This window comes from Streptomyces sp. TOM-9 (assembly GCF_056858595.1).
Map to the genome: position 1 here is coordinate 5,605,496 of NZ_JBXEQB010000001.1, position 15,843 is coordinate 5,621,338.

The following is a 15,843-nucleotide window of genomic DNA, read 5'->3' on the forward strand; positions in this document are numbered from 1 at the left end:
GGTGCGTGCTGGACTGGCCCGGTACGTGTGGACGAGGGGGGACGGATGACGGCCGTGCTCAGCACGGAATGGGACTCCTTACGGCAGCGGGCCACGCTGAGCGCCGGAGCATCAGGCCGTGCCGCCCCGGTGGAGCGTGTGGACGCGCGGACCCGGGCGGAACTGCTCGGGCGGCTGCGCTGGGAGGTCCTCCAGGGCGGCGGCCTCTTCCTGGCCTACTCCCAGCTGCTCGACGGCGCCGCCTTCGCCGTGCTGCGGCCCGCCGAACTCCTCGACGAGCTCGCGCTGCGCGCCGTCGGCGGCGGGGCGATGATGCCGATCCGGGTCAACGCCCGCGACGCCGACCTGGCGGGACAGCTCGTCGCACTCCTCTCCCGCGGCTTCCTCTTCTCCTCGCTGCCGCTCCCCGACGAGCGCTGCCTGCGCCTGCAGCACGAGCTCGCCGCCCGCGCCGACCCGGCCGCCGCCGCCGCGAGGCTCGCGGCGGAGGGTCCGGCCGCCACGGCGGACCGGCTGCTCGCGGCGACCGGGGTCCTCGGCACCCCCTTGCGGCGGCGCATGGTCACCCGCTGGGACGAGTGGCTGCAGGCGGCCGGACGCGGCCAGCTGGAGGTCAGCCCGCTGCGGCCGGCCGACTACCGGGCCGCGTACGCCGTGCAGCCCCCGCCCCCGCCCGGGGTGCTCGCCGGTGACGCGGGACGGGCCGTGCTCGCCGCGTGGACCGGCGGGGAGTTCGACGTGGACGGCATGCCCCACCGCAGCCGCGTGCACGAGCGGCTGGACGCCTTGCTGCACGACCCGGACCCGCAGGTGCGGGCCGACGGACGGACGCTGCGCGACGCCTTCGACGAGACGTACTACCGGGCGATCGCCGCCGGTGAGGGGTGCGCGCTCGGGGTGAGCGCCACCCGGCACGGCGTACCGCGGGCGGATGCCGAGGCGCTGGGGGAGCGGACCCGGGTGGTGGCCTGGCCGACCCGCTTCGAGTTGCGGCTCGGGCTGCTGACCGCGGCGCAGTGGCAGCGCTTCACCGACGACGCCGAGGACGCCCTCGGGGCGTGGTGGGGGCGGCAGGACCTCGCCGCGCTCCAGGAGGTCGGCGACCTGCTCGGCGGACGGACCAAGGAGCCTCCGGAAGGCCGCGGGGACGAGGTGCCGGTGACCCGCGTGCGGCGCGTCGCGCGGGCGGTCCGCGGCCTCGGCACCGAGTCCCTGGCGGCGGGCGGGCTGAGCGTCGCCGCGGGGGTGCTCGGCCAGGGGGCGCTCGGTTCGTTCGCGGCCGGCGCGGCCGGGGCCCTGACGCCCGTGCTCGTCGCCGCCGTGACCGCGGGGCTGCCGCGCCTGCGGGACTACCGGGGCCGGTACGACGTGATGGAGTTCCCGGCGACGCCGCGGGGGGCGGTCTGATGGACGGCGAGGCGGCCCGTACCGGGAGCCGCAAGGCGTACGGCGACGCCGAGGGCGGGCGGTGGTGCGAGGTCCACCTCGACACCTACCGGCTGCCGTCCGGGGCGGAGGTCGAGCTGCACCGGGTCCGGGTCGGCGGCGGTCGCACAGGTGTCGTGGTCCTCGCCCGGCGGGGTGAGGACGTGCTGATGGTCCGTCAGTGGCGGCCCACGGTGGGACGCTGGGCCTGGGAGCTGCCGCGCGGCTTCGGCGAGGCCGACCCCGCCGCCGACGCGCTGCGTGAACTCGCCGAGGAGACCGGGCTGGTGGGCTCGGCGGCGACGGTGGTGGCGGTCCTGGACGTCGACTCCGGGCTGCTGGAGAGCCAGGTGGCCGTCGTCGAGGTGGCCGTCGCCGGGGACGCCGTGGCCCGGCCCGGTGCCGCCGGGGACGGCGAGGTCGCCGAGGCGCGCTGGTGGGGCCCGGACGCCATCGCCGGGGCGGTCCGCTCGGGCGAGCTGCGCGACGGGTTCACCCTTGCCGCGTTCGGCGCGTGGAGCGCCGTCCGCCGGTGAGCGGCACGGGCGCGCCGGGCCCGGAACCGCGCGTCCGGGCACCCCGTCACCCCCGGGTGAGCGCGGATCGTGCGGCGCGGCGTTGGCACTCCGCTTGACCGAGTGCTAAGCGCGTCCTAATCTCGGACCTGGCACTCAGCCATGCCGAGTGCCAGCACAAACGCGACGGGCAGGTCCGGCACCCGCGACGACGGGCCTACCAGGTCGCCACCCCAGACAGACACTCCCGTGAGCCCTTTGAAGGGGGAGGTCGGATCGTGACGACCACCAGCACCAAGGTTGCCATCAAGCCGCTCGAGGACCGCATCGTGGTCCAGCCGCTGGATGCCGAGCAGACCACCGCCTCCGGCCTGGTCATCCCGGACACCGCCAAGGAGAAGCCCCAGGAGGGCGTCGTCCTGGCCGTCGGCCCGGGTCGCTTCGAGGACGGCAACCGCATCCCGCTCGACGTCAAGGTCGGCGACATCGTGCTGTACAGCAAGTACGGCGGCACCGAGGTCAAGTACAGCGGCGAGGAGTACCTCGTCCTCTCGGCTCGCGACGTCCTCGCGATCGTCGAGAAGTAAATACCGGCGCCGCTCGTAACCGAGAAATGCCGTGACCACGCCCCGGGCACACCGAGTCCTCGCACGGACCGGGGACCCGGGGCGCGGTCTTTGACGAGAACCCAAAGACGAGGAATTCCGCCGGTATGGCCAAGATCCTGAAGTTCGACGAGGACGCCCGTCGCGCCCTCGAGCGTGGCGTCAACAAGCTCGCCGACACCGTGAAGGTGACGATCGGCCCCAAGGGCCGCAACGTCGTCATCGACAAGAAGTTCGGCGCCCCGACCATCACCAACGACGGTGTGACCATCGCGCGTGAGGTCGAGATCGACGACCCGTACGAGAACCTCGGCGCGCAGCTGGTGAAGGAGGTGGCGACCAAGACCAACGACATCGCGGGTGACGGCACCACCACCGCCACCGTGCTCGCCCAGGCGCTGGTCCGCGAGGGTCTGCGCAACGTCGCCGCCGGCGCCTCCCCGGCCGCCCTGAAGAAGGGCATCGACGCCGCCGTCAAGGCCGTCTCGGACGAGCTGCTCGCGACCGCCCGCCCCATCGAGGGCAAGGACGACGTCGCCGCCGTCGCCGCGCTGTCCGCCCAGGACAAGCAGGTCGGCGAGCTGATCGCCGAGGCGATCGACAAGGTCGGCAAGGACGGTGTCATCACCGTCGAGGAGTCCAACACCTTCGGCCTGGAGCTGGACTTCACCGAGGGCATGGCCTTCGACAAGGGCTACCTGTCGCCGTACTTCGTGACGGACCAGGAGCGCCAGGAGGCCGTCCTGGAGGACCCGTACATCCTCATCACCCAGGGCAAGATCTCCTCCATCCAGGACCTGCTCCCGCTGCTGGAGAAGATCCTGCAGGCCGGTGCCTCCAAGCCGCTGCTGATCATCGCCGAGGACGTCGAGGGCGAGGCCCTGTCGACCCTGGTGGTCAACAAGATCCGCGGCACCTTCAACGCGGTCGCGGTCAAGGCCCCCGGCTTCGGTGACCGCCGCAAGGCCATGCTCGGCGACATCGCCACCCTCACCGGCGGCACCGTCGTCGCCGAGGAGGTCGGCCTCAAGCTCGACCAGGTCGGCCTGGACGTGCTCGGCACCGCCCGCCGCGTGACCGTCACCAAGGACGACACCACCGTCGTCGACGGCGCCGGCGAGTCCTCGGAGATCACCGGCCGGATCAACCAGATCAAGGCCGAGATCGCCTCGACCGACTCCGACTGGGACCGCGAGAAGCTCCAGGAGCGCCTCGCCAAGCTGGCCGGCGGCGTGTGCGTCATCCGCGTCGGCGCGGCCACCGAGGTCGAGCTCAAGGAGAAGAAGCACCGTCTGGAGGACGCCATCTCCGCGACCCGCGCCGCGGTCGAGGAGGGCATCGTCTCCGGTGGTGGCTCCGCGCTCGTCCACGCGGTCAAGGTGCTGGACGACAACCTCGGCAAGACCGGCGACGAGGCCACCGGTGTGGCGGTCGTCCGCCGCGCCGCGGTCGAGCCGCTGCGCTGGATCGCCGAGAACGCCGGCCTGGAGGGCTACGTCATCACCTCCAAGGTCTCCGAGCTGGAGAAGGGCCACGGCTTCAACGCCGCGACCGGCGAGTACGGCGACCTGGTGAAGTCCGGCGTCATCGACCCGGTCAAGGTCACCCGCTCCGCCCTGGAGAACGCCGCCTCCATCGCGTCCCTGCTCCTCACCACCGAGACCCTCGTGGTGGAGAAGAAGGAGGAGGAGCCCGCCGAGGCCGGTCACGGCCACGGTCACGGCCACTCCCACTGAGCTGGACCGCGAAGGCCCCCGTTCCCGGCCGGGAACGGGGGCCTTCGGGCTGTCCCGGCCGGGGACGGCCCGCGCTGCCTCGACGGCCGGTCTCAGTCGCGGGGGTAGGCCGGACCGAAGCGCCTCCCCGCCTTCGACGAGACGCGGCCGAGCGCCCCGACCGGCGCCAGCCTGGCCGCCGCCACCGCGACCTTGTAGCGGGGGTCGGGCACGCTGAGGGAGCGGCCGCGGGCCAGGTCGCGCAGGGCCGCGGCGACCACCTTGTCGGCGTCCAGCCACGCCCAGGAGGGGATGCCGCCGGTGTCCATCCCGGCCCGCTGGTGGAACTCGGTGCGGACGAAGCCCGGGCACAGCGCCAGCAGCCGCACCCCGGTGCCCGCCAGGTCGCGGGCCACGCCCTGGGTGAAGCTGACGACCCACGCCTTGCTGGCCCCGTACGTGCCGCGCGGCACGAAGGCCGCCACCGAGGCCACGTTGATCACGAAGCCGCGCCCGCGCTCCCGCATGGCGCCGGCCGCGGCGCCGGTCAGCCGCAGCACCGCCTCGCAGTGCACCTTGAGCATGGTCAGCTCGTCGGTCATCGGCACGTCGCCGAAGCCGCCCCGGTTGCCGAAGCCCGCGTTGTTGACCAGCACGTCGACCGGGCGTCCGCGGTCGCGCAGCCGTGCCTCGACCGTCTCGATGCCCTTGTCCGCCGACAGGTCGGCGGGCAGCACCTCGACGGTCACCCCGTACGCGCGCCGCAGGTCCTGCGCGCACTCCTCCAGCCGCTGCTCGTCGCGGGCGACCAGGACGAGGGCGTGACCGTCCCCCGCCAGCCGGCGCGCGAACGCCGCGCCGATCCCCGCGGTGGCTCCCGTGATCAGTGAAGTCGTCATGCCCCGCAGGCTAGTGAGCCCCCGTACGTCCGCGGGCCGCGGCGCGCACGTCCTGCGGCAGCGCGTCCGCCGCCAGCAACCGGGGGAGCAGCGCGGGCTCCAGGGTGACCGCGCGGAAGGTCAGCGCGACGGTGACCTCGTGGTCCGGGCGGTGGACGACCTCGATCCGGTCGTCCGCCCGGACCTCCCCGGGTTCGGCGACCCGCAGGTAGGCACCGGGCAGCGCGGCGCGGGTGAACGTCTTGATCCAGCCGCCCTGTTCCAGCCAGCCCTGGAACGTGGCGCAGGGGATCCGGGGGCAGGACACCTCCAGGACGGCGCCGCCCGGCCCGCCGATCCGCCAGCGTTCCCCGATCAGGGCCTGGTTGACGTCCAGCCCCGAGGTGGTCAGGTTCTCCCCGAACATGCCGTTGCGCAGCGGCAGGTCGAGTTCGCGTTCCCAGGTGTCGAGGTCCTCGCGCGCGTAGGCGTAGACCGCCTGGTCGGCACCGCCGTGGTGCGCCACGTCGTACACCCGGTCGCCGGCGAGGCCGACCGCGCCGGTGCCCTTGGGGCCCGGCGCGGTCACCGCCACCGGGCCCGGCACCGGGAGCTTGTCGATGCCGGTCGTCCCGCTGGTCTTCCACGGGTTCGGACGGGGCCGGCCCACGTTCACCGAGAGCAGCTTCATCCCGCGACCGTACGGCTCCCGCCCGGCACCCGGCGAGGTCTTTTCCGGCGACCGGCGCCGGACGCCGGGGACTAGCCCGCGAGCACCCGGAGCAGCCGGTCGACGTCCGCCTCGGTGTTGTACAGGTGGAAGGCCGCCCGCAGGTTGCCCGCGCGGGCCGAGACGCGGATGCCGGCGGCGGCCAGCCGCTCCGCCGCGTCGCCCAGGCCCGGGACGGCCACGATCGCCGAGTCCTGCGCGCCGGAGGGCACCGGCTTGTGGCCGAGCCGCAGCAGGCCCGCCCGGAAGCGCTCGGCCAGCGCGACGTCGTGGGCGCCGATGGCCTCGACGCCCAGCTCCTCGACGAGCCCCAGCGAGGCCGCCCCGGCCAGGTACGGCAGCAGCGGCGGCAGCACGTCGAACCGCCGGGCGGAACGCGCGAGGTGCGCGACCGGCCCGTAGCAGTCGCCCCAGGGGTCCTCGGCCGCGTACCAGCCGGCGAACTGCGCCGACAGCCCGTCCTCGGCGCCCTCCCGCACGGTCAGGAAGGACACCCCGCGCGGGGCGAGCAGCCACTTGTAGCCGCCGCACACGACGTAGTCGAGGCCGTCCGCGCGCAGCGGGAGCCAGCCGACCGCCTGGGTGGCGTCGACGAGCACGCGCGCCCCGTGCCGCGACGCGGCCTCGCGGACCGCGGCGAGGTCGGCGACCCGGCCGTCCGCGGACTGCACCGCGCTGACCGCGACGAGGTCGGTGGTGGGACGTACGGCGTCGGCGAGCCCCTCCAGGGGCACGGTGCGCGTCACGACGTCGGCGCGGGAGGCGAAGGGGTTGACCAGCGAGCTGAAGTCGCCGTCGGCCAGCACGACTTCCGCCCCGGCGGGGAGGGCCGCGGCGATCATGCCGACGTGCGTGGTGACGGAGGAGCCGACCGCGACGCGGTCGGCGGCGACCCCGGTGAGGCGGGCGTAGGCGGCGCGGGCGGCGCCCAGGACGCGCTCGTCGCGCACCCAGTTGTCGGTGCCGTCGGACCAGGCGGCCACGGCGGTGCGCAGCGCCTCGACGGAGCGGAGCGGGCCGATGCCCGAGGAGGCGGTGTTGAGGTAGGTGATCCCGGCGTCCAGCGCGAATTCCCCGGCGATGTCCATGGTTCCTCAGCCTGAGCCCCGGGCTGCCCAAAGTCCATCGGCGATCACTGAACGCCATCCCCAAGGAACGCTTGTGCTCGGGGCGTGTTCGAGGCCCGCCACCTCCGTGTGCCGCGCGTCGTGGCCCGTACCGGCTCGCTGTCGGGCGCCGCGCGGGAACTGGGCTGCACCCAGCCGGCGGTCAGCCGGCCCACGGCGAACGCCTGCCCGCGCCCCCCGGCTTCCTCGCCGCTGCCGGCTGCCCGCTCGCCGGGACGCAGCCCGCGGGCTGGGAGACCCGGGTCCTGACCGAGGGCCGCGGGCTGCTGCTGGTCGACGGCATCGACGAGATCCCGGACGCCGAGGCCGCCGCGCCCGGGCCTGCTCCGCGACCTGCTCGACGCCCATCCCGGCAACCGCTGGCTGGTCACCAGACGAAGGCGCTGGAGCTCGCCGCGGGCACCCCGCCGCTGGTCCGCGGCGGTCGGACCACCCGGCTGACCGAGGCGGGCGAGGCGCCGGCCCGGCACGCGAGCGGCATCCTGGCGGGGCTGGCCGCCGCGGAGGAGGAGGTCGCGGCCATCGGGGGCCTGCGCGCCGGGCGGGTGCGGCTGGTGTCGTTCCCGAGCGCGGGGCCGTCCCTGGTCCCCACCGCGCCGGCCGCGATGCGCGCCGCGCACCCGGATGTACGGATCACCCTGGCCGGGGCGCAGCCGCCGCGGGCGGTGGAGATGCTGCGTGCCGGTGAGTGCGAACCGGCGCTGGCCTGCCGCTACGAGGACGAGGACGAGGACGAGGGCGGCGGCGAGCGGGCCGCCGCGTGGGAGGGGCTGCTGATGCGGCCGCTGCTGTCCGACCGGCTCTTCGCGGTGCTTCCCGCCGGGCACCCGCCGGCGCGCGGGGGTGGTCCGGTGCGGACGTCCGACCTGGCCGACGAACCGTGGATCGCGGGCTGCCCGCACTGCCGCCGGCACCTGGTCGGGCTGTGCGGGCGGGCGGGTTTTCGAGCCGCGCATCGACTTCGCCACCGACGACTACCCGGCGGCCGTCGGCCCGGTGGCCGCAGGGATGGGCGTCTCGGCGCAGCCGGGCCTCGCGCTGGAGGCGGTACGGCTGCGCGGAGTGGCCGTGCGCGCACTCCGGCCGGCCGTACGCCGTGATGTGGCCGCGGTGACGCTGCCCGACCTGGCCCAGTGCCGGCCGTCGACATGATGCTCGGGCGGCTGCGTCTCGCGGCTCTGCGCGACCGCCCTTCGGTCCGAGTCCGCGCGGAGGCGGACGTCCGTCTTGTGGTGAAACGTTTCCTCTGTGGCTGATGTCCGGTGGGTCAGTGACTGCCGGTGGCGTGCGAGCTCATGACCCGGTTGCGGGACCGGCCCATCATCTCCTCGCGCTCGTCCTCGGTGAGTCCGCCCCAGACCCCGTAGGGTTCGCGGACCGTCAGAGCGTGCGTCGCGCATTCGGCGCGGACGGGGCAGCGCATGCACACCTCCTTCGCCGCCGCCTCACGCGCGCTCCGGGCGGCGCCGCGCTCTCCCTCGGGGTGGAAGAACAGGGAGCTGTCGACACCGCGGCAGGCGGCGACGAGCTGCCAGTCCCAGAGGTCGGCGTTCGGGCCCGGGAGGCGGGAGAAGTCTGCCATTGCTCATCTCCTCGAGAGGTGGGCTGCAGGGACACCGTCCAGGCGCGAAGCTCTGGGAGGGTGCTGTCGACGTTACATCTACTGTCGAAGTAGATGTAAATATGATTCATCACAAAATCGCCAACGAACTCCCGCCATGCGGGTAAAAAGCCTCCAAACAGGCAAAATCTGACATTGCCCCCCGGTCGGCGGCTGATGTGTGCTGCAAGCGGGCGCCCGTTGTGCGGGTTTTTGGGGCCCGGCGAACAGCCGCGACCTGCGACGTTGCTGATCCGTGTCGGTCCGCGCACGGAGAGTGCGGGAGTCGGCCGCCAAACTCCGTAACTCTTTCGAGTGAGGGTCGTTGAAGGTGCGGAAGTGGTTGGCGGTCGAACTAATCGGGCAGACGCCCGAGGCCGTCATCCCCACCGGTGAACGATTCGTACAGCCTGGAGGCTCAACGTGACGCGGATCAGCTGCGGAGGACGGTCATGACTTCCGTTCTCGTCTGCGACGACTCCCCGCTTGCCCGAGAGGCCCTGCGCCGCGCGGTAGCGACCGTGCCCGGCGTGGAGCGCGTGACGACCGCGGCCAACGGCGAGGAAGTCCTCCGCCGCTGGGGCGCCGACCGCTCGGACCTCATTCTCATGGACGTCCGGATGCCCGGCCTCGGCGGTGTGGAGACCGTACGGCGGCTGCTGTCCGCCGACCCCGGCGCCCGCATCATCATGCTCACGGTCGCCGAGGACCTGGACGGGGTGGCCCTCGCGGTCGCCGCCGGTGCCCGCGGGTACCTGCACAAGGACGCTTCGCGCGCCGAGTTGCGGGCCACGGTCACCCAGGCGCTGGCCGACCCGACCTGGCGGCTCGCCCCGCGCCGGCTGCGGTCGGCCGAGATGGGCGCCGCCCCGACCCTGACCGCCCGCGAGATCCAGGTGCTGGAGGGCATGAGCCACGGCCGCTCCAACGCCGAGATCGGCCGCGAGCTCTTCCTCTCCGAGGACACCGTCAAGACGCACGCGCGACGCCTGTTCAAGAAGCTCGGCGCCTCGGACCGGGCCCATGCGGTGGCGCTCGGCTTCCGCTGGGGCCTGGTGCGCTGAGGCAGCGGCTTCGAGGGCTGGAGGGGCCGATGAGCTGTGGGGCAGCTGTGCGGCTGCCCCGCTCGTACCGGTTTCCGCGCCGAGGGCGCATGCTTGAGGCATGGACTCTCGGGGACACGGTCGGGCGGGGCGGCGGGTGCATGACATGACTACGGCCGGTGCGGTCCCTCGGAACGCTCCGCACGGCGCGCCGCATAACGCTTCGGAGCACAACCACGGGTGTGAGCCCACGGAGCGGCCCGCGGCGATGCACTATGGACGGATGCGCGACGAGGCCACCGGCAATGAGACAGCCATAGGGGCACTCGTACGTCGAGCCGTGGACGGCGACGAGCAGGCGACGCACGACCTGCTCGCCCATGTGCACCCGCTCGCCGAGCGCTATTGCCGTACGAGGCTGTCGCGGCTGCCGGGTGGCGCGCGCCACTTCGTGGACGACCTCGCGCAAGAGGTCTGCCTCGCGGTGCTGTGCGCCCTGCCCCGCTACCGGGACCAGGGCCGGCCCTTCGAGGCCTTCGTCTTCGGCATCGCCGCACACAAGGTCGCCGACCTCCAGCGGGCCGCCATGCGCGGTCCGGGCTCGACGGCCGTGCCCTCCGACGAGATGCCCGAGCAGCCGGACGACTCGCTCGGGCCCGAGGAGCGGGCGCTGCTCAGCAGCGACGCGGAGTGGGCGAAGAAGCTGCTCGCCAACCTCCCGGAGCACCAGCGGGAGCTGGTGCTGCTCCGCGTCGCCGTGGGCCTCACGGCGGAGGAGACCGGTCAGGTGCTCGGCATGTCGCCGGGCGCCGTCCGGGTGGCGCAGCACCGCGCGCTGTCCCGGCTGCGGGCCCTGGCGGAGGAAGCCGCCGCGGGTGCTCCCGGGCTGAGCGCCTAGCGCACGCCGCCCCCGGCCCCCGCACCAGGGGCGGAATTGGTTTCGCGCGGGAGCCATTAGCATTGAACATCTCGCCGGGCAAGACCATGGGGAAGGTGTCATGACGCTGAACGCCGACGGAGTAGCCGATAAGTTCGGGCTGCTCGGACTCACCTACGACGATGTGCTGCTGCTCCCAGGTGCGTCGGACGTCGTGCCGAACCAGGTCGACACCCGCTCGAAGGTCTCCCGGAACGTCAGCGTGAACATCCCGCTGCTGTCGGCGGCGATGGACAAGGTCACCGAGGCGCGGATGGCCATCGCGATGGCCCGCCAGGGCGGCGTGGGCGTGCTCCACCGCAACCTGTCCATCGAGGACCAGGTGAACCAGGTCGACCTGGTGAAGCGGTCCGAGTCCGGCATGGTGACCGACCCGATCACCGTCCACCCCGACGCCACCCTCGCCGAGGCCGACGCGCTGTGCGGCAAGTTCCGCATCAGCGGCGTCCCCGTCACCGACGCCTCCGGCAAGCTGCTGGGCATCGTGACCAACCGCGACATGGCCTTCGAGAGCGACCGCTCCCGGCAGGTCCGCGAGGTCATGACGCCGATGCCGCTGGTCACCGGCAAGGTCGGCATCTCCGGCGTCGAGGCGATGGACCTGCTGCGCAAGCACAAGATCGAGAAGCTGCCGCTCGTCGACGACGAGGGCCGCCTCAAGGGCCTGATCACGGTCAAGGACTTCGTGAAGGCCGAGAAGTACCCCAACGCCGCCAAGGACGCCGAGGGCCGCCTGCTGGTCGGCGCCGCGGTGGGCGTGGGCGACGAGGCCTTCCTCCGCGCCCAGCGGCTGGTCGAGGCCGGTGCCGACTTCCTGGTCATCGACAGCGCGCACGGCCACAGCCGCGGCATCCTCGACATGGTCGCCAAGGTCAAGGCCAACATCAAGATCGACGTGGTGGCCGGCAACGTCGCCACCCGCGACGGCGCCCAGGCGCTGATCGACGCGGGCGCCGACGGCATCAAGGTCGGTGTCGGCCCCGGCTCGATCTGCACCACCCGGGTGGTCGCCGGTGTCGGCGCGCCCCAGGTGACGGCGATCTACGAGGCCTCCCTCGCGGCCGGCCCGGCCGGTGTCCCGCTGATCGGCGACGGCGGCCTGCAGTACTCCGGTGACATCGCCAAGGCCATCGCGGCCGGCGCGGACACCGTCATGCTGGGCAGCCTCCTCGCGGGCTGCGAGGAGTCGCCGGGCGAGCTGCTCTTCATCAACGGCAAGCAGTTCAAGTCCTACCGCGGCATGGGCTCGCTCGGCGCGATGCAGTCGCGCGGGCAGGCCAAGTCGTACTCGAAGGACCGCTACTTCCAGGACAACATCCTCTCCGAGGACAAGCTCGTCCCCGAGGGCATCGAGGGCCAGGTGCCCTACCGCGGCCCGCTCTCCGCGGTGGCCCACCAGCTCATCGGCGGCCTGCGCTCCTCCATGGGCTACGTCGGCTCCCACACCATCCCCGAGCTCAAGGAGAAGGGCCGCTTCGTGCGGATCACCGCGGCCGGGCTCAAGGAGAGCCACCCGCACGACATCCAGATGACCACCGAGGCGCCGAACTACCACACCCGCTGACCGGTACGAGCGGATCACCCGGAGCCCGCGGCGCCGCACGGCCGCGGGCTTCCGGCTGCCCTGCCTGGGATACTGGACGGGCAGGCCACGAAGGAAAGGCATAGCGACAGTGACTGAGATCGAGATCGGGCGGGGCAAGCGCGGCCGCAGGGCATACGCATTCGACGACATCGCCGTCGTCCCGAGCCGCCGTACGCGGGACCCCAAGGAGGTCTCGATCGCGTGGCAGATCGACGCCTACCGCTTCGAGCTGCCCTTCCTGGCGGCCCCGATGGACTCCGTGGTCTCCCCGGAGACCGCGATCCGCATCGGCAACCTCGGCGGCCTGGGCGTGCTCAACCTCGAGGGTCTGTGGACCCGCTACGAGGACCCCGAGCCGCTGCTCGCCGAGATCGCCGAGCTGGACGACGCCTCCGTCACCCGGCGCCTGCAGGAGATCTACGCGGCGCCGATCAAGGAGGAGCTGATCGGCCAGCGGATCAAGGAGGTGCGCGACGCCGGTGTGGTCACGGCGGCCGCGCTCTCGCCGCAGCGCACCGCGCAGTTCTCCAAGGCCGTGGTCGACGCGGGCGTGGACATCTTCGTCATCCGCGGCACGACGGTCTCCGCCGAGCACGTGTCGGGCTCCCACGAGCCGCTCAACCTGAAGCAGTTCATCTATGAGCTCGACGTCCCGGTCATCGTCGGCGGCTGCGCCACCTACACCGCGGCGCTGCACCTGATGCGCACCGGTGCCGCGGGCGTCCTCGTCGGCTTCGGCGGCGGCGCCGCCCACACCACCCGCAACGTCCTCGGCATCCAGGTGCCGATGGCGACCGCGGTCGCCGACGTGGCCGCGGCCCGTCGCGACTACATGGACGAGTCCGGCGGCCGCTACGTGCACGTCATCGCCGACGGGGGCTTCGGCTCCAGCGGCGACCTGCCCAAGGCGATCGCCTGCGGCGCCGACTCGGTGATGATGGGCTCCCCGCTGGCCCGCGCCACCGACGCACCCGGCCGCGGCTTCCACTGGGGCATGGAGGCCACGCACGAGGAACTGCCGCGTGGCAAGCGCATGAACCTGGGCACCGCCGGCACGACCGAGCAGATCCTGCTCGGCCCCTCGCACGCGCCCGACGGCTCCATGAACTTCTTCGGCGCGCTGCGCCGCGCGATGGCCACGACCGGCTACTCCGAACTGAAGGAGTTCCAGCGGGTCGAGGTCACCGTGTCGCCGACGCACCACCGCTGACCGCCGTTCCAGGCTCCAGGGGCCCGTACCGCCGCCCGGCGGTACGGGCCCCGGTGCGTTCCGTGGCCGGCCGGCGGATGCCGCGCGGAGCAGGGGGTGTTCGGCCGAGCCGGTTCCGGAGCGGTCCCTGATGGATCGTCACATCTCCGTGTGGAAGGGGGACTTACGGGTGAACGGCGACAACCGGAAGGTTAAGTGCCGTGGATGAGCATGTGATTTTCGGTTACGATCGCGTATCCGTGGTTCTGCTGTGCTAACCGTCGTCTACAGTGTTCGATGCCATCGGACGGTCCGGCTGGGGGGTGGGAGAGCACGGAAGCCGGGTCTTGACTTGGCCTCTGCGCACACTGCCAGCTGGGGGAGCCTGCCGTGTCCACTCTGTCCATCGTCATTCCCGCCTTGAACGAGGCCGAGAACCTGCCGCACGTCTTCGGGACGATCCCGCTCGAAGAACTCGCCGCGGAGGGCTGGGGTGTCGAGGTGGTCATAGCGGACAACGGTTCCACGGACGGCACCGCCGAGATAGCCGCGTCCTACGGAGCCAGGGTCGTCCACCAGCCCTTGCGCGGCTACGGCAACGCCTACAAGGCCGGGATCGCCGCGGCGTACGGCAACGTGATCGCCACCGGTGACGCCGACTGCACCTACCCCTTCGACGACCTGCCCCGGCTGCTGAGGATCGTCGACGAGCACCAGGTCGAGTTCCTCAACACCAACCGGCTCGGCCCGGAGAACCGTGCGGCGATGAAGCCCTCCCACACCGTCGCGAACCACGCTCTCAGCCTCCTCAGCCGCGTGCTCTTCAAGAGCGGGATACGCGACTCCCAGAGCGGCATGTGGGTGTTCCGCCGCTACATCTGGGAGACCCTCAAGGTCACTTCCGACGGGATGGGCTTCTCGCAGGAGATCAAGAACGCCGCCGTGCGGGAGGGCTTCCGCTGCATGGAGGTGCCCATCGAGTACCGGCCCCGCGGTGGCCAGGTGAAGCTCAACGCGCTGTCCGACGGCGTGGCCAACCTGGCGCAGCTGTTCCGCCACCGGCTGCGGGACAACGCTCTGCGCACCGACACCCGGGCCCAGTGGTACGACCGCTCCACGCGGCCCGAACCGGCGCCGTTGATGTCCGCGCAGGGGCAGGCGCAGTCGTCCCAAGGGAGCGACGAGGAGTGGGAACGAGTGCCGAGCGAGCACTACACCGCCTGACGGGCACGTCCTGGGGCGGGAGGACCTGATGAATGATTGGCCTACGCTGTGCGCATGGTGAAGGATCCCAGTCGACGGCAGCGCCTGCTCGTCGCCCTCGTGGCGTTCGTGGTGTCCGCGGTCGCGACCGTCGTCGCCGCGTCCATGCCGTCGAAGAGCCCGGCGGCCTCGCCGCCCGTCACCGGCAAGCCGTCGTCGTCGCCTTCCGAGGCGGAGGGCGGCGGCGTGCGCGAGGTGAAGATGGGCATCTCGTACGGCGACACCCTGACGTGGAAGTCGGACGCGGACCTCGCACGGGGTCTGGACGACGCGGTCGCGGTCGGCGTCACCTGGGTCCGGATGGACCTGTCGTGGAACAACATCCAGCCGGATTCGCCCTACACCTACTCGTGGCACCGCTTCGACCGGGTCGCCAAGGCCGCCGAGGCCCGCGGTCTGAAGGTGCTCCCTGTGCTCGCCTACACCCCGAAGTGGGCGCGTGCGGCGGGCTGTACGTCCGGCCAGAGCTGCGCACCCGCCGACCCCGAGATCTTCGCCAGCTTCGCCAAGCTGGCCGCCGAGCGGTACTCCGCGATGGGGATCCACACCTGGGAGGTGTGGAACGAGGAGAACATCGGCTTCTGGAAGCCCGCCGCCGACCCGAAGGGCTACACCACCCTCCTCCGGGCGACGAGCCAGGCCCTGCGGGCCGCGGACCCCAAGGCGTACGTCATCATGGGCGGCCTCGCGGTGGCCAAGACCGAGCCCGCGCGCCACAGGCTCTCCCAGACGGACTTCCTGACCGCCGTCTGCAAGCTGGGCGGCAACAAGTACGTGGACGCCGTCGGCTACCACCCGTTCAACTATCCCACCCTGCCCAGCGCGACACCCGGCACCGGCACCGCCTTCGAGCGGATCAGCAACTTCCGGGAGAACCTGGTGGGGATCCTGGACAAGTACGGCACCCCCGACATGCCCATCTGGCTCACCGAGACGGGAGCACCGACCAGTGGGCCCGGTGAGGTGTCGGACGGCAAGGTGACCCCCCCGGGGACCACGCACGTCACGCAGGCCCGCCAGGCCGAGATCGCCACCGACACGATCCCGGCCGTGGTGGCGAACCCGTACGTCGAGGCGATGTTCTGGTACACCGACCAGGACCAGGCACGCCCCGAGGAGAAGAAGTCACGGTCGCTCTACTACGGGATGCGCAGCTACGACGGTACGAAGAAGCCGGCCTTCGAAGCGCTCAAGGCGGCGATAGCCGCCTACGAGCGCAAGAAGAAGTAGC

The 15,843-nt window shown here is 72.4% G+C and carries 14 protein-coding genes and 2 pseudogenes; 12 read left to right on the forward strand and 4 right to left on the reverse strand.

The annotated features are described in order from the left end of the window. Window positions 1-45: 45 nt before the first annotated feature. From AC1VWI_RS26285 to groL, 4 genes are all read left to right on the forward strand, one after another. Window positions 46-1,407, forward strand: coding sequence for a hypothetical protein (locus tag AC1VWI_RS26285; RefSeq protein WP_499513460.1), 1,362 nt, complete (start codon window positions 46-48; stop codon window positions 1,405-1,407). Beyond that, complete coding sequence (locus AC1VWI_RS26290) at window positions 1,407-1,961, forward strand: NUDIX domain-containing protein (protein ID WP_499513461.1); 555 nt, start codon at window positions 1,407-1,409, stop codon at window positions 1,959-1,961. Before AC1VWI_RS26285 ends, AC1VWI_RS26290 begins: the two co-directional genes overlap by 1 nt. 257 nt (window positions 1,962-2,218) lie before the next feature. Next, window positions 2,219-2,527, forward strand: coding sequence for a co-chaperone GroES (gene groES / locus AC1VWI_RS26295; RefSeq protein ID WP_319158003.1), 309 nt, complete (start codon window positions 2,219-2,221; stop codon window positions 2,525-2,527). A gap of 125 nt (window positions 2,528-2,652) precedes the next feature. Next, window positions 2,653-4,281, forward strand: coding sequence for a chaperonin GroEL (gene groL, locus AC1VWI_RS26300; protein WP_499513462.1), 1,629 nt, complete (start codon window positions 2,653-2,655; stop codon window positions 4,279-4,281). 92 nt (window positions 4,282-4,373) lie between these two features. Here groL and AC1VWI_RS26305 read toward each other — a convergent pair whose 3' ends face one another. The 3 genes from AC1VWI_RS26305 to AC1VWI_RS26315 all read right to left on the reverse strand — a co-directional run bounded on the left by AC1VWI_RS26305 (window position 4,374) and on the right by AC1VWI_RS26315 (window position 6,956). Next, a complete protein-coding gene (locus tag AC1VWI_RS26305) occupies window positions 4,374-5,159 on the reverse strand; it encodes an SDR family NAD(P)-dependent oxidoreductase (protein ID WP_499513463.1) in 786 nt (261 codons plus the stop codon). Between the two features lie 10 nt (window positions 5,160-5,169). Then, on the reverse strand, window positions 5,170-5,829 hold the full coding sequence (locus AC1VWI_RS26310; protein ID WP_499513464.1) for an MOSC domain-containing protein: 660 nt from the start codon (window positions 5,827-5,829) through the stop codon (window positions 5,170-5,172). A 71-nt stretch (window positions 5,830-5,900) separates the two neighbouring features. Then, window positions 5,901-6,956 carry an aminotransferase class V-fold PLP-dependent enzyme gene (locus tag AC1VWI_RS26315; RefSeq protein WP_499513465.1) on the reverse strand — a complete coding sequence of 352 codons (1,056 nt, stop codon included), beginning with the start codon at window positions 6,954-6,956 and terminating at the stop codon, window positions 5,901-5,903. 84 nt (window positions 6,957-7,040) lie between these two features. On the opposite strand from AC1VWI_RS26315, the pseudogene AC1VWI_RS26320 reads away from it, so the two are divergent. Together AC1VWI_RS26320 and AC1VWI_RS26325 are read left to right on the forward strand one after the other, a co-directional pair. Beyond that, window positions 7,041-7,145, forward strand: a pseudogene (locus AC1VWI_RS26320) (helix-turn-helix domain-containing protein); the annotation flags it as partial. A gap of 203 nt (window positions 7,146-7,348) precedes the next feature. Beyond that, window positions 7,349-8,251 (forward strand): annotated as a pseudogene (locus AC1VWI_RS26325) (LysR substrate-binding domain-containing protein); the annotation flags it as partial. Window positions 8,252-8,262: 11 nt separating this feature from the next. Here AC1VWI_RS26325 and AC1VWI_RS26330 read toward each other — a convergent pair. Beyond that, the gene (locus AC1VWI_RS26330; protein WP_319138961.1) at window positions 8,263-8,577 is read right to left on the reverse strand and encodes a WhiB family transcriptional regulator; all 315 of its coding nucleotides are present in this window, start codon (window positions 8,575-8,577) and stop codon (window positions 8,263-8,265) included. Between the two features lie 470 nt (window positions 8,578-9,047). On the opposite strand from AC1VWI_RS26330, the gene AC1VWI_RS26335 reads away from it, so the two are divergent. The 6 genes from AC1VWI_RS26335 (at window position 9,048) to AC1VWI_RS26360 (ending at window position 15,842) form a co-directional block, all read left to right on the forward strand. Continuing rightward, the gene (locus AC1VWI_RS26335; protein WP_003948568.1) at window positions 9,048-9,659 is read left to right on the forward strand and encodes a response regulator transcription factor; all 612 of its coding nucleotides are present in this window, start codon (window positions 9,048-9,050) and stop codon (window positions 9,657-9,659) included. 262 nt (window positions 9,660-9,921) lie between these two features. After that, window positions 9,922-10,536, forward strand: a complete 615-nt coding sequence (locus AC1VWI_RS26340; RefSeq protein ID WP_499513466.1) for a sigma-70 family RNA polymerase sigma factor — start codon at window positions 9,922-9,924, stop codon at window positions 10,534-10,536. Window positions 10,537-10,636: 100 nt separating this feature from the next. Further along, window positions 10,637-12,139, forward strand: a complete 1,503-nt coding sequence (gene guaB / locus AC1VWI_RS26345) for an IMP dehydrogenase (RefSeq protein ID WP_499513467.1) — start codon at window positions 10,637-10,639, stop codon at window positions 12,137-12,139. Window positions 12,140-12,248: 109 nt separating this feature from the next. Further along, window positions 12,249-13,370 carry a GuaB3 family IMP dehydrogenase-related protein gene (locus AC1VWI_RS26350; RefSeq protein WP_499513468.1) on the forward strand — a complete coding sequence of 374 codons (1,122 nt, stop codon included), beginning with the start codon at window positions 12,249-12,251 and terminating at the stop codon, window positions 13,368-13,370. A 369-nt stretch (window positions 13,371-13,739) separates the two neighbouring features. Continuing rightward, window positions 13,740-14,573: a glycosyltransferase family 2 protein gene (locus AC1VWI_RS26355; RefSeq protein ID WP_499513469.1), complete on the forward strand. Its 834-nt coding sequence runs from the start codon at window positions 13,740-13,742 to the stop codon at window positions 14,571-14,573. A gap of 54 nt (window positions 14,574-14,627) precedes the next feature. Further along, window positions 14,628-15,842, forward strand: a complete 1,215-nt coding sequence (locus AC1VWI_RS26360) for a cellulase family glycosylhydrolase (protein ID WP_499513470.1) — start codon at window positions 14,628-14,630, stop codon at window positions 15,840-15,842. The last annotated feature ends 1 nt before the right edge of the window (window position 15,843 follow it).

Bases quoted from the DNA above. Each gene is read 5' to 3' on its own strand.
- AC1VWI_RS26285 (WP_499513460.1), top strand. From the start codon at position 46: ATGACGGCCGTGCTCAGCACGGAATGGGACTCCTTACGGCAGCGGGCC.
- AC1VWI_RS26290 (WP_499513461.1), top strand. From the start codon at position 1,407: ATGGACGGCGAGGCGGCCCGTACCGGGAGCCGCAAGGCGTACGGCGAC.
- groL (WP_499513462.1), top strand. From the start codon at position 2,653: ATGGCCAAGATCCTGAAGTTCGACGAGGACGCCCGTCGCGCCCTCGAG.
- AC1VWI_RS26305 (WP_499513463.1), bottom strand. From the start codon at position 5,159: ATGACGACTTCACTGATCACGGGAGCCACCGCGGGGATCGGCGCGGCG.
- AC1VWI_RS26310 (WP_499513464.1), bottom strand. From the start codon at position 5,829: ATGAAGCTGCTCTCGGTGAACGTGGGCCGGCCCCGTCCGAACCCGTGG.
- AC1VWI_RS26315 (WP_499513465.1), bottom strand. From the start codon at position 6,956: ATGGACATCGCCGGGGAATTCGCGCTGGACGCCGGGATCACCTACCTC.
- AC1VWI_RS26330 (WP_319138961.1), bottom strand. From the start codon at position 8,577: ATGGCAGACTTCTCCCGCCTCCCGGGCCCGAACGCCGACCTCTGGGAC.
- AC1VWI_RS26335 (WP_003948568.1), top strand. From the start codon at position 9,048: ATGACTTCCGTTCTCGTCTGCGACGACTCCCCGCTTGCCCGAGAGGCC.
- AC1VWI_RS26340 (WP_499513466.1), top strand. From the start codon at position 9,922: ATGCGCGACGAGGCCACCGGCAATGAGACAGCCATAGGGGCACTCGTA.
- guaB (WP_499513467.1), top strand. From the start codon at position 10,637: ATGACGCTGAACGCCGACGGAGTAGCCGATAAGTTCGGGCTGCTCGGA.
- AC1VWI_RS26360 (WP_499513470.1), top strand. From the start codon at position 14,628: ATGGTGAAGGATCCCAGTCGACGGCAGCGCCTGCTCGTCGCCCTCGTG.